The 20,957-nt window shown below is 70.8% G+C and carries 19 protein-coding genes; 13 read left to right on the plus strand and 6 right to left on the minus strand.

The genetic code is table 11. The annotated features are described in order from the left end of the window. Positions 1-52: 52 nt before the first annotated feature. A complete protein-coding gene (locus tag AB0C35_RS13165; RefSeq protein WP_358454221.1) occupies positions 53-1,651 on the plus strand; it encodes an FAD-dependent oxidoreductase in 1,599 nt (532 codons plus the stop codon). Between the two features lie 165 nt (positions 1,652-1,816). Further along, the gene (locus AB0C35_RS13170; RefSeq protein ID WP_358454223.1) at positions 1,817-2,881 is read left to right on the plus strand and encodes an ArsO family NAD(P)H-dependent flavin-containing monooxygenase; all 1,065 of its coding nucleotides are present in this window, start codon (positions 1,817-1,819) and stop codon (positions 2,879-2,881) included. Between the two features lie 12 nt (positions 2,882-2,893). Here AB0C35_RS13170 and AB0C35_RS13175 read toward each other — a convergent pair whose 3' ends face one another. From AB0C35_RS13175 to AB0C35_RS13185, 3 genes are all read right to left on the minus strand, one after another. Further along, positions 2,894-4,624: a tannase/feruloyl esterase family alpha/beta hydrolase gene (locus tag AB0C35_RS13175; protein WP_358454226.1), complete on the minus strand. Its 1,731-nt coding sequence runs from the start codon at positions 4,622-4,624 to the stop codon at positions 2,894-2,896. Between the two features lie 94 nt (positions 4,625-4,718). Further along, complete coding sequence (locus tag AB0C35_RS13180; protein ID WP_358454229.1) at positions 4,719-6,278, minus strand: AMP-binding protein; 1,560 nt, start codon at positions 6,276-6,278, stop codon at positions 4,719-4,721. 5 nt (positions 6,279-6,283) lie between these two features. Continuing rightward, entirely contained in the window at positions 6,284-7,279 is a 996-nt protein-coding gene (locus tag AB0C35_RS13185) for a nitronate monooxygenase (RefSeq protein WP_358454232.1), read from the minus strand. Between the two features lie 141 nt (positions 7,280-7,420). On the opposite strand from AB0C35_RS13185, the gene AB0C35_RS13190 reads away from it, so the two are divergent. From AB0C35_RS13190 to AB0C35_RS13210, 5 genes are read left to right on the plus strand one after another with little or no spacing between them, the layout of a single operon-like run. Beyond that, positions 7,421-8,608 (plus strand): lipid-transfer protein, encoded by a 1,188-nt coding sequence (locus tag AB0C35_RS13190; RefSeq protein WP_358454235.1) that lies wholly within the window; start codon positions 7,421-7,423, stop codon positions 8,606-8,608. 1 nt (position 8,609) lies between these two features. Beyond that, a complete protein-coding gene (locus AB0C35_RS13195; RefSeq protein WP_358454237.1) occupies positions 8,610-9,062 on the plus strand; it encodes a MaoC family dehydratase N-terminal domain-containing protein in 453 nt (150 codons plus the stop codon). Beyond that, the gene (locus AB0C35_RS13200) at positions 9,059-9,469 is read left to right on the plus strand and encodes a MaoC family dehydratase (protein WP_358454240.1); all 411 of its coding nucleotides are present in this window, start codon (positions 9,059-9,061) and stop codon (positions 9,467-9,469) included. Before AB0C35_RS13195 ends, AB0C35_RS13200 begins: the two co-directional genes overlap by 4 nt. A 20-nt stretch (positions 9,470-9,489) precedes the next feature. Beyond that, positions 9,490-10,314, plus strand: a complete 825-nt coding sequence (locus tag AB0C35_RS13205; RefSeq protein ID WP_358454242.1) for an SDR family oxidoreductase — start codon at positions 9,490-9,492, stop codon at positions 10,312-10,314. After that, the gene (locus AB0C35_RS13210) at positions 10,314-11,543 is read left to right on the plus strand and encodes a TetR family transcriptional regulator (RefSeq protein WP_358454245.1); all 1,230 of its coding nucleotides are present in this window, start codon (positions 10,314-10,316) and stop codon (positions 11,541-11,543) included. The genes AB0C35_RS13205 and AB0C35_RS13210 overlap by 1 nt, the downstream gene beginning before the upstream one ends. A 166-nt stretch (positions 11,544-11,709) precedes the next feature. Here the strand turns inward: AB0C35_RS13210 and AB0C35_RS13215 are convergent, their stop codons facing one another. Then, entirely contained in the window at positions 11,710-12,258 is a 549-nt protein-coding gene (locus AB0C35_RS13215) for a dihydrofolate reductase family protein (protein WP_358454248.1), read from the minus strand. A 109-nt stretch (positions 12,259-12,367) separates the two neighbouring features. Between AB0C35_RS13215 and AB0C35_RS13220 the strand changes: the two genes are divergently transcribed. Beyond that, the gene (locus tag AB0C35_RS13220) at positions 12,368-12,973 is read left to right on the plus strand and encodes a response regulator transcription factor (protein ID WP_358454250.1); all 606 of its coding nucleotides are present in this window, start codon (positions 12,368-12,370) and stop codon (positions 12,971-12,973) included. Here AB0C35_RS13220 and AB0C35_RS13225 read toward each other — a convergent pair. Then, a complete protein-coding gene (locus AB0C35_RS13225; RefSeq protein ID WP_358454252.1) occupies positions 12,863-14,779 on the minus strand; it encodes a histidine kinase in 1,917 nt (638 codons plus the stop codon). The genes AB0C35_RS13220 and AB0C35_RS13225 overlap by 111 nt on opposite strands. Before the next feature lie 217 nt (positions 14,780-14,996). Between AB0C35_RS13225 and AB0C35_RS13230 the strand changes: the two genes are divergently transcribed. From AB0C35_RS13230 to AB0C35_RS13245, 4 genes are all read left to right on the plus strand, one after another. Continuing rightward, positions 14,997-16,205 carry an FAD-dependent oxidoreductase gene (locus AB0C35_RS13230; protein ID WP_358454255.1) on the plus strand — a complete coding sequence of 403 codons (1,209 nt, stop codon included), beginning with the start codon at positions 14,997-14,999 and terminating at the stop codon, positions 16,203-16,205. Positions 16,206-16,215: 10 nt separating this feature from the next. Next, the gene (locus AB0C35_RS13235; protein ID WP_358454258.1) at positions 16,216-17,163 is read left to right on the plus strand and encodes a sigma-70 family RNA polymerase sigma factor; all 948 of its coding nucleotides are present in this window, start codon (positions 16,216-16,218) and stop codon (positions 17,161-17,163) included. A gap of 290 nt (positions 17,164-17,453) precedes the next feature. After that, complete coding sequence (locus tag AB0C35_RS13240) at positions 17,454-18,740, plus strand: YibE/F family protein (protein ID WP_358454261.1); 1,287 nt, start codon at positions 17,454-17,456, stop codon at positions 18,738-18,740. A gap of 377 nt (positions 18,741-19,117) precedes the next feature. Beyond that, positions 19,118-19,609 (plus strand): cupin domain-containing protein, encoded by a 492-nt coding sequence (locus AB0C35_RS13245; protein WP_358454263.1) that lies wholly within the window; start codon positions 19,118-19,120, stop codon positions 19,607-19,609. Positions 19,610-19,828: 219 nt separating this feature from the next. Here AB0C35_RS13245 and AB0C35_RS13250 read toward each other — a convergent pair whose 3' ends face one another. Further along, positions 19,829-20,431 (minus strand): CGNR zinc finger domain-containing protein, encoded by a 603-nt coding sequence (locus AB0C35_RS13250; protein ID WP_358454266.1) that lies wholly within the window; start codon positions 20,429-20,431, stop codon positions 19,829-19,831. Positions 20,432-20,498: 67 nt separating this feature from the next. On the opposite strand from AB0C35_RS13250, the gene AB0C35_RS13255 reads away from it, so the two are divergent. After that, entirely contained in the window at positions 20,499-20,888 is a 390-nt protein-coding gene (locus tag AB0C35_RS13255; RefSeq protein WP_358454269.1) for a RidA family protein, read from the plus strand. Positions 20,889-20,957: the final 69 nt, after the last annotated feature.

Consider the following 20,957-nt stretch of genomic DNA (forward strand, 5'->3'; position numbering starts at 1 on the left):
ATGCAAGCTGGCCACTGATTAGACAGGCTTCGAAACAAGCGAGGTGTCCGTCATGACCGAGAAGCCCGACCGGCAGGAGCCCGCCGCGTCCACCGCCGAGGGGAGTTGCTGCGGCGTCAGTGCCTGCTGTACCGAAGGCGAGCAGGCGGTGAACCCCGAGGTCACCATCCACCAGGCCAAGACCGACGCCGGCTGCGGCTGCCTGCAGAGCGGGGGTGAGGAGGACGAGGGGCACCCGGTCGTGGTGATCGGCGCCGGGCCCGTCGGCCTCGCCGCCGCCGCGCACCTGGCCGAGCGCGACCTGGACTTCCTCGTCCTGGAGGCCGGTGACGAGGTCGGCCGCGCGATCTCCGAGTGGGGGCACGTCCGGCTGTTCTCGCCCTGGCGGTACGACATCGACGCCGCCGCCCGGCGGTTGCTGGAGCCCACCGGCTGGAGGCAGCCCGATCCCGAGGTGCTCCCGACCGGCGCGGAGCTGGTCCGCGACTACCTGGGCCCGCTCGCGCGGGTGCCCGCGCTGGCCGGGCGGATCCGGACCGGCACCCGCGTGGTCGCCGTGACCCGCAGCGGCGTGGACGTCACCCGCACCGTCGGCCGCGAGGACCGGCCGCTCCTGGTCCGCGCGGTCGGCCCGGACGGCGCCGTCCGCGACATCGTCGCCCGCGCGGTCATCGACGCGTCCGGCACCTGGGGCCGCGGCAATCCGCTGGGCCATTCGGGGCTGCCCGCTCCCGGCGAAGAGGAGGCCGCCCCGTATCTGACGGGCCCGCTGCCGGACGTGCTGGGCCGCGACCGCGCCCGGTTCGCCGGCCGCCACACCCTGGTGATCGGGATGGGGCATTCGGCCGCCAACACCCTGCTCTCCCTGGCCGAACTCGCCGAGAACGAGCCGGGCACCCGGATCACCTGGGCGGTGCGGGCCGCGTCGGTGGACCGGCTGTACGGCGGCGGGGACGCCGACGGCCTTCCCGCCCGCGGTGCGCTCGGCACCCGCCTCAAGACGGCCGTGAACGGCGGCGCGATTGCTCTGGTCCGCGGCTTCACCATCACCGGCTTCACCACCCCTGACGGAGGCCCCGCGGCCGGGCCCGTCCAGGTCGCCGGCCAGACCCCGGACGGGACGAGCGTCCTGCCGGCCGACAACGTCGTCGCCGCCACCGGGTTCCGGCCCGACCTGGACATGCTGCGCGAGGTCCGGGTGGAACTCGACCCGGCGACTGAGGCGCCCGTCAAGCTCGCGCCGATGATCGACCCCAACTTCCACAGCTGCGGGACCGTCCCGCCGCACGGCGAACGCGACCTCGCCCACCCCGAGCCGGGCTTCTACCTGGCCGGCGTGAAGAGCTACGGACGCGCCCCCACCTTCCTCCTGGCCACCGGCTACGAGCAGGTCCGCTCCATCGCCGCCGCGCTCGCCGGAGACCGCGAGGCCGCCGACTCCGTCCAGCTCGACCTCCCCCAGACCGGCGTCTGCTCCACCGACCTGCCTGCCGGAGACCAGGCCGAGCCCGCGAAGGAGACCATTCCGGTCGCGCAGGCCGCAGGCGGCTCGTGCTGCGGTGGGTCGGCACCAGAGCCGGTCAGCATCGGCGCTCCGGTCGGCGTCGGGTTCGCCACCGGACGCGTCCACGGCTACGCCGGCGAGTCCTGACCCGCCCGGACGCCGAACCACACGAGCCAGACCAACCCCGCGCTAGGGCCGGCGGCGGAGGCTCCGCCGCCGGCGTCGGGCTCGCAGCCCGTGTCCGCAGATCGAGACGTCAGGAGACTCGAACATGTCGGAAGGTCCGCTCGCCGCAGGCACGGGCGCGCCGAGATGAGCACGGACGTATTGGACGTCGCGGTCATCGGCGGCGGGCAGGCCGCGCTGGCCGCCGGTTTCTACCTGCGCCGCAGCGGCGTGCGCTTCACCGTCTTCGACGCGCAGGAAGAGCCGGGCGGAGCCTGGCGGCACGGTTGGGCGTCACTCCGGTTGTTCTCGCCCGCCCGTCACAGTTCACTGCCGGGCTGGCCGATGCCCGCCTGGAACCAGGGCTACCCGCCGGCCGCCCACGTCGTCGACTACCTGACGGCCTACGAGAAGCGCTACGAGCTGCCGGTGCTTCGTCCGGTGCGCATCAAGGCGGTGCACCGCGACGGCGACCTGCTGCGGCTGGACGCCGCGACCGGGTCCTGGTGGGCCCGGCACGTCATCAGCGCGACGGGCACCTGGTGGCGGCCCTACCTGCCCTACTTCCCGGGACGGGACGAGTTCCAAGGCCGGCAGTTGCACACCGTCCAATACCGCGCACCGCAGGAGTTTCAAGGGCAGCGCGTGGTCGTGGTGGGCGGAGGCAACTCCGCCGCACAGATCGTGGCGGACCTGGCACCGCACGCGACCACGACATGGACGACCAAGCGCCCGCCCCGTTTCCTGCCCGATGACCTCGACGGACGAGCCCTGTTCGAGTTGGCCGACCGGCGCTACCGCGAACTGCGGGACGGAAGGCCGGACTCGGGCGGGCTCGGCGGACTGGGCGACATCGTCGCCGTCCCACCGGTACGGCAGGCCCGCGACCGCGGCGACCTGGACGCCCGGCCGATGTTCGACCGGCTCACCCCCACCGGCGTGGCCTGGGCCGACGGACGCACCGATGACTGCGACGCCGTCATCTGGTGCACCGGCTTCCGCCCCGCCCTGAGCCATCTCGCACCGCTGGGGCTACGCGACGGCTCAGGGCTCATTCCGACCGGCGGCGGCCCCCGCGCGCTGGCCGAACCCCGCCTTCACCTGCTGGGGTACGGCGACTGGACCGGCCCGGCCTCGGCGACCCTGATCGGTGCGGCCCGGACGGCGCGCGACGTCGCCCGGGCCATCACCGCGCAATTGGAAACCCGCTAGACCCGGCGGGTCTCAGGCTTTCCGCGACGGGGCGCACTTCAACTTCGTGCCCTCCCAGCGGCATGTCTGCTGGTAGCCGGAGCGGAACGGACCGCCGGCCCACGGGTAGCGGTCATCAGGAAGCTCGGCCGGCATGACGCCCGTGAAGTTCGCGGCGTCGTCGATGCTCCCGCTCCCGGTGTACCTGGTCTGCATCGGATAGGGATACACGGGCCGGGTCCGGACGGTCTGGTCTCCGCTCTTCTTGGCGGCGACGACCTTCTGCGGCGCGGCGCCCTTCTCGACCCAGTCGTACAGGGGTGTGAACAGGTCGAAGGTGTCGGGTCCGTATCCCTGCACGCAGTGGAAGACGCCGGGGAACATGAAGGTTCGTGCGAAGCGCTGGGTGGCCTGGGGTCCGCCCATGCGCCGGGTGAGGGCGTGGTGGTAGGCGAGGGTGCTCCCGGGCGGGATGGCGGGGTCGGACCAGCCGTGCCACATGATGAGCTTGCCGCCGTGGTCGCGGAAGCGGGTGAGGTCGGGGTCGGTGGAGTCGTAGATCCCGCTCATCGTGCGCAGCTTCTTGAAGGTGCGCATGTCGAAGCGGTGGTCGTCCAGGGTGTAGGACGCGGGCGGGTTGTTCCAGGACGAGAAGTATTTGAGGTAGTTGTAGCCGAGGGACTCCAGGCCGCCGGTGTGGCCTGCGGGTGCGATCACGTAGCCGAGCCAGCCCGCTTCGCTTCCCTTGGCGAGCCCGGCCGGGAACAGGCGCCGCCCCTTCGCGTCGACGGGCCCTTGGTAGAACTTCCTGACCACGTCGGCCTGGGCCCTGGTCAGACAGGTCGGCTGTGGCGACGCGGTGGGGCAGAGAAGCGCGCCGGGGTCGAAGGAACAGTCGCGGGGCTCGTTGATGAGCCCGTCGGTGAGGCCGTCGGTGGCGTCGCATGCCGCCATGACCTTGCTCTGCAGGAGCGGCAGCTTGTCGGGGCCGAGGATCTGCCGGCCCTCGTCGTCGGTGTTGACGGTGGCGATCCAGGGGAAGAACTCGCCGGCCAGCGCGACGAGGTTGTTGCCGGGTGCGCCGGCGATGATGCCGTCGAAGTCGTCCGGGTAGCGCTGGGCCTCCATCAGCGCCTGCCGCCCGCCGTTGGAGCATCCGGCGAAGTAGGAGTACCGCGGCGGCTGCCCGTAGTAAGCCTCGGTGACCGCCTTCGCGGCGAGGGCGGTGACGTGTTCGGACCGGTAGGCCATGTCGATTCTGAGCTGGGGTCCGGAATGGGCCCACACGCCGTCGCGTGAGTCGACGCCGATGTGGCCGCCGTTGCTTGCGCCGATGACGACCCGTCCGTTGTCGGGTGGTGCGCATCCGCCGGGGAGGAAGTGGTTGGGGTCGTCGGGGTCGGCGAACCCGCAGAACCCGCCGCAGCCGAGCTGCACGTAGCGCCCGGTCCAGCCGTCTTGGGGGAGCCGCAGCTCGAACTGGACCTGTGGCGAGACATAGCCCTTGACCTGGCAGTGGGCGGGCTTGCCGGCGGTGGCCGCCACGGGGGTCGCCGAAATGATCTTCGCGGGGGCGTCCGGCAGGCCGGTGAGGTCCAGGCCGGTGAGCCGCCGGCAGTCGGCCGCCTCCGCGGTAGCGGTGCCGGCTTCGGCGGGTGTGCCGCCGGTGACGGCCTGGGCCGCGCCGGCCGTCAGCAGCAGTGTCATGGCGCTGCCCGCGGCCAGGAAGGCTCGTCTGGATTTGGGCAGGCTTACGCGTCTCATCGAAGGGGGTCCTTCCGCCGGGGGTGTGCAGCAGGCGACCGCTCTGCCGCGGTCGGAAACGGGTGAGGGCGGCGCCGGGGCCGGGCCGGGGTCGTCAGTTGACCTGGCGGCTGCGACCCTCCCAGTACGGTGCGCGGAGCGACTTCTTGTCGATCTTGCCCGCGGGGTTGGTGGGGAGGGCGTCGGTGAAGTCGACGCTCTTGGGGGCCCAGACGCTGCCCTTGTGCTCCTTGACCAGGGCGATCAGCTCGTCCGCCGAAACCGGGACGTCCGGCCGGGCCACCACGAGGGCCTTGACCGCCTCGCCCCATCGGGGGTCCGGGACGCCGATGACGGCGCATTGGGCGACGGCCGGGTGGGTGATCAGGACGTCCTCGATCTGCCGGGGGAAGACGTTGAATCCGCCGGTGACGATCATGTCCTTCTTGCGGTCGACGATGAAGACGTAGCCCGCGTCGTCGATGTAGCCGATGTCGCCGGACCGCACCCAGCCGTCCTGCATGACCTCGGCGTCGCGGTCGCCGTCGACGTATCCGACCATCTGCCCGGGTTGGGACGCGCAGATCTCACCGGTCTCGCCCAGAGGCAGAAGCCGGCCTTCGGGATCGCGGACGGTGAGGTCGACGTGGTACATCGCGCGTCCCGCCGAGGCGAGCCTGGCGATCCCTTCGGGGGAGTCGAGGCGGTGGTCCTCCTTGCGCAGGCAGGTCATGTAGCCGGGTTCGGTACCGGCGTAGGTCTGGGCGAAGACGGGACCGAACGTCTCCAGGGCGCGCCGGAGCCCGTCGGGGGCCATCGGCGAGCCCGCGTAGACGATCGTGCGCAGCGTGGACAGGTCGACCTTGTCGCGGCGGGGGTGGTCCACCAGCATGTACACGATCGTGGGGACGACGGCGGTGGCAGTCACGCCTTCCCGTTCGATGGTGTCCAGCAGCAGGTCGAGGTCGAAGCCGGGCAGCAGGACGTTCGTTCCACCGCGCATGAAGACGGGCATCACGAAGGTCTGCGTGAAGTGGGTGAGCGGCGCGGCATGGGCGAAGATCTCGCCTGGACGGATGTCGCCGATCTCCAGACCCGCGGTGATGGCGTAGTGCGACCAGGTGGCGTGGGTCTGCAGAACTCCCTTGGGGACGCCCGTGGTGCCGGAGGTGAAGCCGACGAAGGCCAGGTCGTCGACGCTGATCCGCACGTCCGGGTCGGTCGAGGGCCGAGAGTCGAATGCGGTGCCGTAGTCGAGGACGCCCGCCGGGGAGTCGCCGCCTCCGAGGCGGATGACGTGCTGGAGCTTGGGCAGCCGGTCGCGGATCTGCGCGATCTGGCCGTCGAAGGCCTCGTGGTAGATCAGGGTCGAAGCCTGGACTTCGTCGAGGTAGAAGCGGAAGTCCTCGGCCGAGGCTCGCGTGGGCATCTGGGTGATCGCCGCGCCCGCCTTCCAGATCCCGCACATGGTCGGGACGAACTCCAGGCAGTTCGGCATCAGCAGCCCGACACGGTGGTCGTTGCCGACGCCGAGGCCGGTGAGCCCGTTGGCGACCCGGTTGGCCCACTCGCGCATCTGCGCGTAGGAGAGGCGGCGTTCGGCGTCCACCAGGGCTGTGCGGTCGGCGTAGTAGGTGCACGTCCGGTCGAAGATCTTGGGCAGTGTTCCCCACATGGCGTCTACCTTCCTGATCCGGTGGCGGCTGTGGATCGCCGTGGTGACGTGGATTGCTGACGTTCGGGGCAGCGGCGCAGGGCGGCGGCCGTCTCCTGCCGCGCCCGGTCGTATTCGCGGCGGGTCCGGTGGACGAGTTCGGCGACGTCGAGGATCTCGGTGATTCCCGAGACGCTGTGGCCGGCGCTCCACACGTTGCGCCGGCTGAGAAGACGCTGTTGCGCGAAACCGTCCGCGGCCGGGATCGAGGCGTCGGCCGTCACCTCCTTCAGCCATCCGTCCAGGAAGTTGGCCGGTAGCCCGCTCAGCGCGGTCGTGAGGGTGACGTCGTCCAGGGTGGATTCCACCAGTGCCTGCTTGAAGGCGTCGTCGGCGAGGCTCTCGGTGGTCGCGATGAACTTGGTGCCCATGTAGGCCAGGTCGGCGCCGAGAGTCTGCGCGGCCCAGAGTGCGACACCGTCCGACACGCCCCCGGCCAGGACGATGGGTCCGTCGAAGAGGGCGCGGGCGGCACGGACGAACGACAGTGGGTTCGCCCAGCCCGTCTGACCGCCGGCGCCTGCGGTCAGCAGCACCAGGCCGTCGACGCCCGCGTCGATGGCGCGCTGGACATGCTGCATGCTCGCGACGTCGGCGAAGACCTCGCAGCCCGCGTCGTGCAACGGCCCCAGAACCGGGACCGGCGATCCGACGCTGGTGATGACCAGCGGCACCTCGTGGCGGATCAGGCACGCGACGTCCCGCTCAAGTCGCTTGTTCGAGCGGTGCACGACCAGGTTCGCCGCGAACGGCGCGGCTCCGTCTCCCATGCCGGCGAGTCCGGCGGTGACTTGCCCCAGCCAGGTGTCGAGTTCGGAGTCGGTCCGCGCGTTGTGGGTGGGGAACGATCCGACGACTCCGTCGCGGCAGGCGGCGATCACCAGGTCCGGCCCGGACACGTCGGTCATCGGCGCCGCCACGAGCGGGAGTGCCAGCCGGTCGAGCCGGGAAGGCAGGCCCATCACCCCTCCAGAGTGAAGATGCACTTCTACTGACAGGGATCACATCATTGATCTGTAGTGGGTTCTTGGTGTCGTAAGTAAATATCGACTAGCCTCATCTTGGCAAGAGTCTGAGAGTGGCGACCAGTGTGGAGGTTCTGCGTGGACCGTCTCGTTCAAATCGCCGGCGTCGGGATGACACCGTTCGCCAAGCCCGGCGCCAGTGCCGCCTACAACGTGCTGGCCGAGCAGGCCGCCCGTGCCGCGCTGGCGGACGCCGGCATCGACTACGGCCAGGTGCAGCAGGCGTACGCCGGTTACGTCTACGGCGACTCGACCTGCGGCCAGGCGGCCCTGTACGGCCTGGGGCGGACCGGCATCCCGATCGTCAACGTCAACAACAACTGCTCCACCGGTTCCTCGGCGCTGTGGCTGGCCCGCCAGGCGGTCCAGAGCGGCATGGTCGAATGCGCGCTGGCCGTCGGCTTCGAGCAGATGCGCCCGGGGGCCCTCGCCAGCGTCTGGGACGACCGTCCCAACCCGCTTGAACGCCTCGATGCGACGATGTCCCAGGTCCAGGGGATCGACGCCCACGCGCCGGTCGCCGCACAGTACTTCGGCGGAGCCGGACGGGCCTACGCCGAAGCCCACGGCACCGCGCCCGAGACGTTCGCCAAGATCTCGGTCAAGGCGCGGCGGCACGCCGCCCACAATCCCCGCGCGGTGTTCCGGACGGCGCTGACCGAAGAGGAGGTGCTGGCGTCCCCGCCGATCTACGGACCGCTGACCCGCCTGCAGTGCTGCCCGCCCACGTGCGGCGCGGCCGCCGCCGTGGTCTGCAGCCCGGAGTTCGCGCGGCGGCACGGCCTCGACGCGTCCGTCGCCATCCGGGCCCAGGCGCTCACCACCGACACCGCGTCCACCTTCGACGCCAAGGACATGCTGCGGGTCGTCGGCTACGACATGAGCAAAGCCGCCGCGGGGCGCGTCTACGCCGACGCCGGAGTGGGCCCGGAAGACCTCGACGTGGTGGAGTTGCACGACTGCTTCACCGCCAACGAGCTCATCACCTACGAGGCGCTCGGCCTGACCCCCGAAGGGACCGCGGAGCGGTTCGTGGTCGACGGCGACAACACCTACGGCGGGAAGGTCGTCACCAACCCCTCGGGCGGCCTGCTGTCCAAGGGCCATCCGCTCGGTGCCACCGGTCTCGCCCAGTGCGCCGAACTGGTGTGGCAACTCCGCGGACAGGCCGACGCCCGGCAGGTCGAGGACGCGCGGCTGGCCCTCCAGCACAACATCGGGCTCGGCGGCGCCTGCGTGGTCACCCTCTACGAGAGGACGTCCTGAGATGGCCCGCACGGACTCGGCCGGCCTGTCCACCCCGCCCTCGACCGTCGAGGTGGAACGCGGACGCCTGCGGCTGTTCGCCAAGGCCATCGGCGAAACCGACCCCGTCTACACCGACCTCGGCGCCGCCGGGCGCGCCGGTCACCGTGACCTCCCCGTCCCCCCGACGTTCCTGTTCTGCCTGGAGATGGAACGGCCCGACCCGTTCGTCTTCCTCGCCGAGGCGGGCGTCGACCTGAACCGCGTCCTGCACGGTGAGCAGAGCTTCACCTACCACGCCCTCTGCCACGCCGGCGACACCCTGACCTTCGAATCCCGCATCACCGACGACTACGAGCGCAAAGGCGGCGCTCTGCGCTTCCTCGTCCGCCAAACCCGCGTCACCCGGGAGGACGAGCCGATCGCCGACCTCGGCAGCGTCATCGTCGTCCAGCAGCCGGAGGCCGGAACATGACCATCACCGACCTTCGCGAGGGTGACGAACTGCCGCCCCTCCCATTGCCGAAGATCAGCCGGACGACCCTGGCCCTGTACGCCGGCGCATCGGGAGACCACAACCCCGTCCACATCGACATCGACGCCGCCCGCGAAGCCGGACTCGACGACGTCTTCGCCCAGGGCATGCTCTCCATGGCCTACCTGGGCAGGCTCCTGACCGGCTGGGTACCCCAGGACCGCATCCGCACCTACAGCGTGCGTTTCACCGCCATCACCCCGCTCCACGCCGAGCCGGTCTGCACCGGCCGCGTCGCCTCGATCGAAGAGGCCGACGGGGAACGCCGGGCCCGCCTCGACCTCCAGGTGACCTTGGACGACGGCACGATCACCCTGCGCGGCCAAGCCCTCGTCGCCCTGACATGACAGCACCGGAAAGGACCCCCGTGGGAACTCTCGACGGCAAGACCGCCCTGGTCTCCGGCTCCGGCCGCGGCATCGGCCGCGCCATTGCCCTCAAACTCGCCGGCCACGGCGCCCGCCTCGTCGTCAACGACCTCGACCCCGGACCGGCGGAGGAGACCCTGGCCGAGATCAAGGCGGCCGGAGGCGAGGCCGTCGCCTGCGTCGGCAGCGTCACCGACGACGACTTCGCCGACCGATTCGTGGCGACGGCCGTCGACAACTACGGCGGTGTCGATATTGTGATCAATAATGCCGGCTACACCTGGGACGACGTCATCCAGAAGATGACCGACGAACAATGGGACGCGATCCTGGACGTCCATCTCAAAGCGCCTTTCCGCATTCTGCGCGCGGTCCAGCCGGTCATCAGCGCCCGCGCCAAGGCCGAACGCGCCGCCGGCGTGGCGACCCACCGCAAGATCGTCAACATCTCCTCGATCGCCGGCCTCGACGGCAACGCCGGCCAGGTCAACTACGGCGCCGCCAAGGCGGGGATCGTCGGCCTCACCAAGACCCTCGCCAAGGAATGGGGCCGCTACGCCGTCAACGTCAACGCCGTCGCCTACGGCCTCATCCGCACCCGCCTCACCGAGGCGGCGGCCGGAACCGACTCCACCATCGACGTGCAGGGCCGGCAGATCAAGGTCGGCGTCAACCCCGGCCTGCTCACCGCGATGGAACAGATGATCCCGCTCGGCCGGGCGGGCACGCCCGAGGAGGCCGCCGGAGCCGTCTACCTGCTGTGCCTGCCCGAGTCGGACTACATCAGCGGCCAGGTCGTCGTCTGCGGCGGTGGCTACTCCTGATGCCGACGGGGGACAAGACTGCGACGACGCGGCCGGGCGCGCGTCCGGCGGGTACCAGGCGCCCCCGGGACCGCAAAGCGCAGATCGTGTCCGCCGCCGCCGATCTCTTCCATCGTCACGGGTACCACACCGTGACGATGGAAGAGATCGCCCGCGCGGTCGGCATCACCGCCGGGGCCCTCTACCGCCACTTCCGCAACAAGCAGGAACTCCTCGCCCGCACCGTCAACGACGGCCTGTCGGCGTTCGAGTCCGCCGTCGAGGGAACCGCGCCCGGCGACATCGACGCGCTCCTGGACGTCCTTGCCACGGTCACGCTGGACCGCCGCGACCTGGGCGTCCTGTGGCAACGCGAATCCCGCAACCTGCCCGACGCCGGCCGGGACCTGCTCCGCGACCGTTTCCACAGCATCGCCGGACGCACCGCCACGGTCGTCCAGGCGGCCAGGCCCGGCCTCTCGGCGGCCGACGCGGACCTGCTGGCCTGGGCACTGTTCTCTGTCTTCGCCAGCCCGTCCCACCACGCGGTGCAGCTTCCCCGCGCCCGCTTCCACGCCCTCCTGCGGCAACTCGGGAGCGCGGTCGTCCACGCAGATCTCCCCGCCGCCCAGGAAGGGGTGGACGCGCCCCCGGCGGCGTCCACCCCGGGGATTCCCCGCGCCTCGCGCAGGGAATCGGTCCTGGACGCCGCCGCGCGCCTGTTCGGCGAGCACGGCTACCAGGCCGTCAGCATGGAGGACATCGGCGCCGCCGCCGGCATCAGCGGTGCCGGAATCTACAAACACGTGACCGCCAAGTCCGAACTTCTGGTCGCAGCCCTGACCCGCGCCGCCGACGCCCTGCACATGGACATCTCCCGGATCTTCGCCACGGCGTCCACCCCCGAACAGGCCCTCACCCTGCTCCTGCGGTCCTACATCGACCTGACCGTCACCTCCAGCCACCTCACCGGCGCCCTGATCACCGAGGTCGTGCATCTGCCCGACGAACAGCGGCACGCCCTCCGCCGCCTGCAGCACGATTACGTCGGCGAATGGGTCCAGCTCCTCACCGGCCGTGAACCCGGCCTCACCGAAACCGAAGCACGCGTGATCACCCAGGCCGTCCTCGCCACCGTCAACGACCTGACCCGCATCGGCCACCTTCGCCGACGCCCCCGCCTGGACGACGACCTCGCAGCCCTGGGCGAGGCCGTCCTCGCGGCACGCCTGCCCCCGGACACTCCCTGACCCGCCACCTCCGGCGATTCTTGTCCGCCCCGGTCACCTCCGAGCCGGCGCCGGACGGCCGCGGCTGTTCCTGAGCGGCCGCGGGCTGACCGCCGGTTCCCGCGCGGGCGATAGCCGTGCCGGAACCGGCGGTCGCCGGTGGTGACGCGAGGTCCCGTCGGCCGGCTCAGACGCCGAGGGGGCTGTAGGTGAGGACGACGACGCCGCTCGGGAAGGTGAGCGAGTCGACCAGGTCGACGGCTCCGACGCTGTCCGGGCGGAACAGCGGCTCACCGGAGCCCTTGATGACCGGGTAGATCCAGACCTTGTACTCGTCCAGGAGCCCGGCGGCGGCCAGGCCGTCGGTCAGGCGGCCGTTGCCCCAGACGAGGATGTCGCCGCCGTCCTGCCGCTTCAGATCGGTCACCGCCCCGGTGAGATCGTTCCCGTCGATGACCGTGGTGGGGTTCCAGGCGGAGGTGTCGACCGGCTCGGTGGCGACGACGTACTTGGTGATGGAGTTGACGTGGTCCGCGTACGGATTGCCGCCCATGTTCGGCCAGGCCTGCGCCATGCCCTCGTAGGTGACGCGGCCGAGCAGCAGCGCGTCGGCGTTCTTGGCCATGGTGAAGGCGTAGTTCTGGGCCTTCTCCTCGGAGTACTGCAGCGACCATTCGTGGGGATTGTCGATGAAGCCGTCGAGAGTGGCGTACGTCGACGCGATCAGCTTGCGCATGATTTCCTCCGGTTCTCATCCGTGTCGCCCGTGTGGGCGTGATTAGACTCGCAATCCGAAGAATCCGCCGGTAGTGCCTGGGTTCAGCAGCTCGATGTGAAGGAATCACATGATCCGTGTGATGGTCGCCGAGGACGTCCGCATCCTGCGGGAGACGCTGACCACCGTCCTCGGGCTCGAGGACGACATCGAGGTGGTGGCCACGGTCGAGCGCGGCGACGAGATCATCGACATGGCCGAGCGGACCCGTCCCGACGTGGCGGTGCTCGACATCGACCTGCCCGGCATGGACGGCCTGGACGCCGCCGCCGAGCTCCGCACGAAGCTCCCGGCCTGCCGGACGGTCGTCCTGACCGGCCTGGGCAAACCCGGATATCTGCGCCGGGGGCTGGCCGCGGGGATCTCGGCGTTCCTTCTCAAGCACGCACCGGCCGACGACCTCATCGACGCGATCCGCAAGGCCGTCGCGGGTGACCGGGTGGTCGACCCCCAGCTGGCCCTCGCCGAGCTCGAACGCGCGGACAACCCGCTCACCGCGCGTGAGGCCGATGTGCTCCGGTTGTCGGCGACCGGCGCGGAGGCCGACGACATCGCCCGGTCCCTCTCACTGAGCCGCGGTACCGTCCGCAACTACCTGTCGTCGTCCGTCATGAAGTTGAACGCCAGGAACCGCATCGACGCGATCCGCATCGCGACCGACCAGGGCTGGCTGTAGCGGCACCGCCACCTCCAGCCGGAAGCCGTCCAAGTCCTTGCCGGCGGTCAGCGTTCCGCCCAGCTCCCGCACCCTTCGTGCCAGGTTCGTCAGCCCGGTGCCCGAGGCGGCGGTGGCACGACCCGGAACACCGTCGTTGACCAGGCGCAACCGGACGCTCTGCGCGACCACCTCGACGACCAGCTCACAGCGGTCGGCCTCACTGTGCCGCAGCACGTTGGTGACCCCTTCGCGCAGGACGGTGGCGAGAAGCATGTCGGTCTCCGCGGGCAGCGCCACCGGCTGGACCGACCCGGACATCTCGATGCCGGCGGCCGAGAGCGCCGCGCGGGCGGACTCGGCCTCCGCCGCCAGCGAGATCTCGCCGCGCCCGGCCACGACGGCCTCCATGTCCGCCAGGGCTCCGCGGGCCGCCGCCAGCCCTTCGGACAGCTCGACGCGGGCCCGTCCGGGATCCCTTTCCCGCAGCCGCAGCGCCAGCTCGCTCTTGAGCACGAGCACCGACAGTCCCAGGCCGAGCAGATCGTGCAGATCGGTCGCGAACCGGAGCCGCTCACGGGCCACCGCCGCCCGGGCCAGCTCCGCCCGCGCCTCCCTGACCCGCAGGGCCAGCTCGCCCATGCGGACCAGCCCGTACACGATCAGCGCCCGCTCGCCGGACCACACGATCTCGTAGGCCATCCCCAGCGGGGTCGGGTCGCCGAGCTGCGCGTCCCAGATCACGAGCAGCGGATCCACGCAGATCAACGGGACGGCCACGACCCACCGCACCCACCCGCGCATCACCACCAGCACGAGCCCCGGCAGGAAGAGGACCACGTGCCACATCGCCAGATCGAAGACGAGCAGCGGGCCCAGGGCGGGAACGACGATGATCAGCGTCCACAGCGGACGGCTCGATGGGGCGCAGGCACGAAGGAACAGCAGGACGAACGCGACGAGCGCCGCGAAGAACACCACCGTCTCCAGCGCGCTCATGTCGACGCGCAGAAACCGCCGCACCTCCACGGGCACGATCATGAGGCAGATCGTCGCGGTCCCGAGAACCGCCACCGCCCTGGACGTCAGATCATCCGCCATCGGCGCGCCCGCGAGGTGCTCGCGCCCGTACCCGTGCGCCACCGACCGGGTCTCGTTCAGCGCCGCCCGCGCCACGTCCAGCCGCCGCTCGACCGCCCGCGGGTCGTCGGCCTCCCCGTCCCGGATGACCCGCCGGAGGCTCGCGCCCACCCGTTCGTTCAGCTGCTGCGCGAACACCAGCCGCTCGCGCGCCACCTCGGCCATCGCGAGCTCGTCCCTGGTCCGCCGCATGTCGCTGACCAGGTCGGCCAGCCGGGCGACCCCGTACAGCGCGATCCCGACGAACGCCGCGTGCCCCACCGCCAGGTAGGCCGCCTCCGCGATCGTCGGCCGGACCGGCAGCGCGGCGGCGAACTGCGCCGCGACCACCGCCGCGAAACCGCCCCACGCCACCCACCGCCGACGGATGAGCAGCAGAAACGCCGCCGCCAGAAACCCCGAGTTCCCGTACCAGGTGTCCGCGTACCAGACCATGCCCACGGCCGTGAGGACCGCCTGCACACCCAGCGTCCACGGCCAGCCCCGCACCCGCGCGTCCTCCGACCAGCGGATGCAGTTCCGCAGGTGCAGGACCAGCAGCGCGGTCAGCAGAACGAACGCCGCCGGCTTGCCTCCCGGCTCCGCGTTGATGATCCCGACATAACCACCGAACGCGAACCCGCAGCTCACCCCCACCGCGACGACGCGGGCCCAGCGAACGGCCGCCACCGGAGACGCAATGTCCATACGGGCCTCCCAAGGGGACCCGCGCATCGTACAGATGATCGGAAACATCGAGAGAGCCCTGGCCGAAGACAGCCACGGGCCACGGGGCCGCGCCAGGACGCCTCAGAACCCTCTCCAGCTTCCGGCCCTATGACTCATGCCACATGCGGTTCCTGTCAGCAATCGGGGCGCTGTTCCGCTCAATCACCAGGAGCAAGCGAACCGACAGGAGCAGCACATGAAGCATCGCATCGTCGTTCTCGGCGCCGGCTATGCCGGGGCGTACGTGGCCGGGAACCTGGCCCGCCGGCTGTCCCGGGCTGACACCGAGATCACCGTGGTCAACGCCGTGCCGGAATTCGTGGAGCGGCTGCGGCTGCACCGGGTCGCGGCCGGCCATCGGATCGAGCCCGGGAAACTCGCCGACGCCTTCACCGGCACGGGGATACGGCTGCGGCTGGCCCGTGTCACCGCCATCGACCCCGATCGGCAGGTCGTGGCCGTGGCCGACGCCGCCGGCGGCGGCGAGGTCGGCTACGACACGCTCCTTTACGCGCTCGGCAGCCACGTCGCCGACCACGGCGTCCCCGGGGTGGACGAGCACGCCTTCAACGTCGCCGCCCGGCCCGCGGCGCTGCGCCTGCGCGAGCGGCTGGACGGCCTGGAACGGCAGGGCGAAGGCGGGAGGGTGCTGGTCGTCGGCGACGGGCTGACCGGCATCGAGACCGCCACCGAGTTCGCCGAATCCCGGCCCGGCCTGTCGGTGACGCTGATCGCCCGCGGCGAGCTGGGCGCCCGGCTCTCCGCCGGGGCCCGCGGCCACCTGCGCCGGGCCTGCGACCGGCTGGGCATCACCGTCCTGGAGCACACCAGCGTCCAAGCCGTCGAAGCGACGCGGGTGCTGTGCGCCGACGGCACCGCGCTTGCCTCCGACGCGACCGTGTGGACGGCCGGGTTCGAGGTCAACCCCATCGCCGCCGCCGCCGGTCTGGAGGTCACCGAGAACGGTCAGATCGTCGTCGATCGCACCATGCGGTCGCTGTCGCACCCCAACGTCTACGCCGCCGGCGACAGCGTCCACGCCATCGGCGACAACGGCCGGCCGCTGCCGATGTCCTGCGCCTCGGCCGGCTACACCGGCCGGCAGGCCACCGACGCGATCGTCGCACGCCTGACCGGCCGCGACATTCCGCAGACCAAGCTGGTCTACCCGGGCAACCACATCAGCCTCGGGCGGCGGGACGGGATCCTGCAACTGGTCGACGACCAGGCGCAGGCAAAACCCAAGTACGTCGGCGGCTGGAGGGCCGCGCAGATCAAGAACGGCATCATCAAGATCTCGCTCTGGGCCGTCTCGCACCCGACCTTCGGCCTGCCCAAGCGCAAGCGCCGCCTGGCCGCCGCACCCGCCGCGTCCAGCCGGGAACACCGGCGCGCAGCCGCCTAAGGTGGTCCCCGTGGACGGCACCGACCGGTTCGACACCGACCGGTTCGAGGCCAGCCGGAACCGGCTGGCCTCGCTGGCGTACCGGCTGCTGGGCTCGGCCGCCGACGCCGAAGACGCCCTGCAGGACGCGTTCCTGCACTGGCAGGCCGCCGACCGGCGGCACATCAGGGTGCCCGAAGCATGGCTGACCAAGGTCGTCACCAACCTGTGCCTCGACCGGCTCCGCTCGGCACAGGCCCGCCGCGAACGCGCCGCCGGCGCCTGGCTGCCCGAACCGCTCCTTGACGGCGACCCGATGCTCGGCCCGGCCGAAACTTTCCAGCAACGCGAATCGGTCTCCCTGGCCGTGCTGACCCTCATGGAACGCCTGTCACCCCCAGAGCGGGCCGTCTACCTCCTCCGCGAAGCGTTCTCCTACAGCCACGCCGAAATCGCCGAAATCCTCGACATCACCCAGCCCGCAAGCCAGCAGCACCTGCACCGGGCCCGGCGCCGCATCACCGCCACGCGCCGCCGCAGCGGCGACGTCGACCCGGCATCCGCCCGCGAAATCGTCGAGGAATTCCTCGCCGCCGCGACCTCCGGCCGCACCGAACGGCTGGTGGCGCTGCTCACCGACGACGCGACCGCGATCTCCGACGGCGCCGGCCTGACCGAAACGCTGCTGCACTACGACACCGCACAGGGCGTCGCCGCCGTCACACGGGCCGGCTTCAAACCCACGCCCGCCAAACGGCGACTCGCCGGCGGCACACCCGCCATCCACTACGCGCTCGTCAACAACGCCCCCGCCGTCCTCTTCGTCCTCGGCGACCACGTCGTCGGCGCCGTCGCGTTCGACATCGCCAACGGCAAAATCGGAACCGTCCGCTCCATCGCCGCCCCCTCCCGCCTGACCCGCCTCACCCAAACCTGGCGGCAACACAAACCCGACACCCCCCTCATCACCCAATGGTGACCCGCCCACCCGCCACCCCTTCAGGGCCGTGCCCCGCGCTGCTGTGGCGGACGACCGCGCACAGGTCGCGGTCCTGATCGGCGCCGTCCCCACGAGATCGTGTTCACCGCATCCGGTTCCGAGGCGAGGGCCGTCCCCGTCGAGGCTTCGTCGGCCATCAGGTCGCATCGGTGCTGGCCGTCGGCGCAGGTGGGGCGGATGCAGGTGTTCTCGGCGGTAATCTTCCGGAAGCTCCGCCAAGCCCGGCGCTCCAGTACAGCCCCCAACGCTAAAAGAGGATCCGATCTGGCATGGGTGCCTCCCACTCGCACGAGTCCGGCGGCGGGTCCGCCTCGCAGCGCACCGTCCGGGTGATGCTCGTCGTGATCGCGTTGCTCGCGGTCGTCACGGTCGTCGCGTTGGCGTGGATGTGGCCGAGTGGATCCGGTGCGCCGCAGGCGGCGTCTGCGCAGCAGGCCAGGGAGACCGGGACGGTGCTCCGGATCGACCTCAAGCCATGCCCTGCCCAGGTCACTCCGGGGGCGGCGCCGGGGAACCAGAAGACCGAGGGGGATCGGGCGCCGGCCGACCCCAGGAGATGCGGCGAGGCCGTCGTCGAGTTGACGTCGGGACCGCAGGACGGGCGCGCAGTCCGGACGGAGTTGCCCAGCGGCCCCGGCAACCGGGTCTTCGAGGTGGGGGACGACGTGGTGCTCGTCAGCCTCCCCGGCGCCGAAGAGGGCTCCGCCTACCAGCTGTCCGATCACGACCGGTCCAACGCGCTGTGGATGGTCGCGGCCGCGTTCGTGCTCGCGGTGATCGCCTTCGGACGCTGGCGCGGCCTGACGGCGCTGATCGGGCTGGCCGTCACCTTCGCGCTGCTCCTGCTGTTCCTGATCCCGGCGATCATCGATGGACGCCCGCCGATGCCGGCGGCGATCGTCTGCGCGGCGGCGATCATGCTGGCGGTTCTCTATCTCACCCACGGGATCAGCGTCGCGACGTCGGTCGCGGTGATGGGGACGCTGGGCTGCCTCACGCTGACCGGTGTGCTGGCCGTGGTGGCGATCGACCTGACCCGGCTCACCGGCATCATCGATGACAGCTCGTTGTTCCTGGACATCGACTACGGCATCAACACGCAAGGGCTGCTGCTGGCCAGCATCATCATCGGCTCACTGGGGGTGCTCGACGACGTCACCGTGACGCAGGCCATGACCGTCCAGGAACTCGCCCGGGCCAACCCCTCATACACCTTCATGCAGCTGTACCGCGCCGCCGCCCGTGTCGGGCGCTCCCACATCGCGTCGGTGATCAACACGATCGTCCTGGCCTACGCCGGGGCGTCGCTTCCGCTTCTGCTGCTGTTCAACATCGGCGGCCGGTCCTCCGGTGAGGTGCTCACCAACCCCGCCGTGGCCCAGGAGATCGTCCGCAGCGTCGCGGGCACCCTCGGTCTCATCGCGGCCGTCCCTCTCACCACGGCCCTCGCCGCCCTGGCCGCCGCGCACCGTGAACCCGGCGTCCGGGACGCATCGTCCGGGCCGGGGTCGCGTCCTTTGCCGGACGCCGCCGGCGCGCGGGCCGAGAGGGCCTGACGGCGACGTCCGTGCGGACCTCGATCCCCGCGTCGGCGCCTGCTGGGTCTTGTCGATGATGTCCTCACGCGTCTTCCGCGCGGCGGTCCTGACCGAGGAGGACGAAGTGGAGACCTCACTGACCGCCCTCACCCTGCGAACCCTCACCCGCTGAACTTCCGTTCGATTTCTGACCTCATGGCGTTTCCTGGCCCCATCTGAAACGCCTCACGACGCTGGCCTCGGCCAATCCGAAATGGCGGCCGCGCACCGGCTCGCGAATGATCTCGTGGTGCGATGATCTTGCAGCGGGCCGCCCCCCGGTCGTTCCCTTGACGCTTGCGGGTGTGGGGCGTGTCATGGAAGAGGGCCCCGCGCCCTGGCGATGAGGCGGGAATGTGATCAAGGGGGTTCACATGACAGCCACGGTAGTCGCACGCAAACCAGCCGTAGGAGAGGCCTTCTGGGTCCTTGGCGGTCTGTACGAGGTCAAAGTGTCGAGTGAGGAGTCCGACGGCGAGTTGGTCGTCATGCACATGACCTTGCAGACGGGGATGGGCCCGCCGCCCCACACGCACCCGGGGAACGAAGCGGTGTACGTCCTGGACGGCACGCTCCGCTATCACATCGGCGACGACACGCTGGAGGGGGAGCCGGGCTCCTTCTTCTACGTCCCCGCGGGAACGTGGGAGAACTTCGAGCCGACGAGCACCTGCCGCGTGCTCGTCGAGTACCTGCCCGGCAACGACATCGACAAGTTCTTCGCTGAGGTCGGGGAACCGGCAACGGCAAGGGAGCTGCCTCCCGCGACGTCACCGCCCGACGTCGACAGGATCATCGCGGTCGGCGCGCGCTACGGCATCGAAATGAGGCCACCACAGGGAACATGACGAAACCCGTCCCATCCCCTGGGATTAGGTGACCCGGGGCCCGCCTCTGGCCAACTTGCGGTACAAGCCGGGCGAGGCGGGCCAGGCTCACCCACTCGTACGCGATCTGCGGCACCGCACCGTGGTGGTTCGACGTGATCGAGCGTGAGGCACTCGGTGGTGATTGCCAGCGACGCCAGGTCACTGACCCTGCATGCAGGCCAGGTGCCACTCGGTGCGTCAGGGGCCTGTGCCTCGCCGGGCACGAAGAGCGCGGAGCTTGTGGCGGTTGCCGCACCGCTCCATCGAGCACCAGCGCCGGGCGCCGGGGCGGGAGGAGTCGACGAAGACCAGCGGGCAGGTGTCGCTCGCGCATTCGCGGATGCGTCCGGACAGCGGTCCGGACAGCAGTTCGATCACCTCTCGCGCCAGAGTCGACAGCGCCTGCGGTGTCCGCACCGGGGTCGCCCACCCCGCGGTCGTGCCGTCCGCTGACAGCTCTGGGACGAGCGGCGCGGCGGCCGCGGCCTGGTTGATGGTCGCCACCGCCTGGGTGGGGAGGGCGCGCTGCGCCGCCTGGGCGTGCGCCGCGTCCCAAATCGCCTGGCGCAGGGACTTGGCCGCGGTCAGCTCGCCGGCCGTGACGGGGACCGACACGACCGCCTCCAGCGGCGGCTCGGCCAACCATTCGGCCAGGTCGCCGGGCTCGTGGAGGCGCTCGAACTTCGTGTACTGGCCCTCGCCGCCGGTGTGGGCGAAGTCCAGGCAGACGGCGCCGGCGTCGAACCAGAACGACCCTCCCTTGGGGTCGCGCAGTAGGCGTCCTGTTGCGTTCCCTCGCATGAACCCAGTATAACTGGTGTCGTATGAAACCGCTTATACCGGTGTCGTCGTCCGAGGAGAGCTCACCATGAGCACACGCCACATCAATCCCGAAGGGCTCCACCGCAGTCCGGCCTTCAGCCAGGCCGTCGTGGTCGAACAGCCGGCGAAGACCATCTACATCGGCGGGCAGAACGGCGTCGACGCCGACGGCAAGGTCGTCGGCCCCACGCTGGGGGAGCAGGCCGGCCAGGCGTTCCGCAACATCGCGACCATCCTTGAGAGCGAGGGGGCGACCTTGGCGAACATCGTGCACTGGCGCATCGCCGTCGTGGAAGGAAACTCGGTCGAGGAGGGCGTGGCCGCCTTCCAGCAGGTGTGGAACCCGGCCGACCCGCCGCCGGCGATCACGGTTCACTTCGTCTCCGGTCTCGGCCCCGGGTTCCTCGTCGAGATCGACGCCATCGCCGTCGTCTGACGCCCGCAGCGGCGAGATCGCCCACGGGGATGGCGCGCTGTACTTCGTCCCCGATGTGGACCAGGACGG

The organism is Spirillospora sp. NPDC048819, from assembly GCF_040650055.1.
Lineage (GTDB): Bacteria > Actinomycetota > Actinomycetes > Streptosporangiales > Streptosporangiaceae > Spirillospora.

What these genes read in the sequence shown, in the direction of transcription:
- AB0C35_RS13165 (WP_358454221.1), top strand. Translation starts at nt 53, where the DNA reads ATGACCGAGAAGCCCGACCGGCAGGAGCCCGCCGCGTCCACCGCCGAG.
- AB0C35_RS13170 (WP_358454223.1), top strand. Translation starts at nt 1,817, where the DNA reads ATGAGCACGGACGTATTGGACGTCGCGGTCATCGGCGGCGGGCAGGCC.
- AB0C35_RS13175 (WP_358454226.1), bottom strand. Translation starts at nt 4,624, where the DNA reads ATGAGACGCGTAAGCCTGCCCAAATCCAGACGAGCCTTCCTGGCCGCG.
- AB0C35_RS13180 (WP_358454229.1), bottom strand. Translation starts at nt 6,278, where the DNA reads ATGTGGGGAACACTGCCCAAGATCTTCGACCGGACGTGCACCTACTAC.
- AB0C35_RS13185 (WP_358454232.1), bottom strand. Translation starts at nt 7,279, where the DNA reads ATGGGCCTGCCTTCCCGGCTCGACCGGCTGGCACTCCCGCTCGTGGCG.
- AB0C35_RS13195 (WP_358454237.1), top strand. Translation starts at nt 8,610, where the DNA reads ATGGCCCGCACGGACTCGGCCGGCCTGTCCACCCCGCCCTCGACCGTC.
- AB0C35_RS13200 (WP_358454240.1), top strand. Translation starts at nt 9,059, where the DNA reads ATGACCATCACCGACCTTCGCGAGGGTGACGAACTGCCGCCCCTCCCA.
- AB0C35_RS13210 (WP_358454245.1), top strand. Translation starts at nt 10,314, where the DNA reads ATGCCGACGGGGGACAAGACTGCGACGACGCGGCCGGGCGCGCGTCCG.
- AB0C35_RS13215 (WP_358454248.1), bottom strand. Translation starts at nt 12,258, where the DNA reads ATGCGCAAGCTGATCGCGTCGACGTACGCCACTCTCGACGGCTTCATC.
- AB0C35_RS13220 (WP_358454250.1), top strand. Translation starts at nt 12,368, where the DNA reads ATGATCCGTGTGATGGTCGCCGAGGACGTCCGCATCCTGCGGGAGACG.
- AB0C35_RS13225 (WP_358454252.1), bottom strand. Translation starts at nt 14,779, where the DNA reads ATGGACATTGCGTCTCCGGTGGCGGCCGTTCGCTGGGCCCGCGTCGTC.
- AB0C35_RS13230 (WP_358454255.1), top strand. Translation starts at nt 14,997, where the DNA reads ATGAAGCATCGCATCGTCGTTCTCGGCGCCGGCTATGCCGGGGCGTAC.
- AB0C35_RS13240 (WP_358454261.1), top strand. Translation starts at nt 17,454, where the DNA reads ATGGGTGCCTCCCACTCGCACGAGTCCGGCGGCGGGTCCGCCTCGCAG.
- AB0C35_RS13250 (WP_358454266.1), bottom strand. Translation starts at nt 20,431, where the DNA reads ATGCGAGGGAACGCAACAGGACGCCTACTGCGCGACCCCAAGGGAGGG.
- AB0C35_RS13255 (WP_358454269.1), top strand. Translation starts at nt 20,499, where the DNA reads ATGAGCACACGCCACATCAATCCCGAAGGGCTCCACCGCAGTCCGGCC.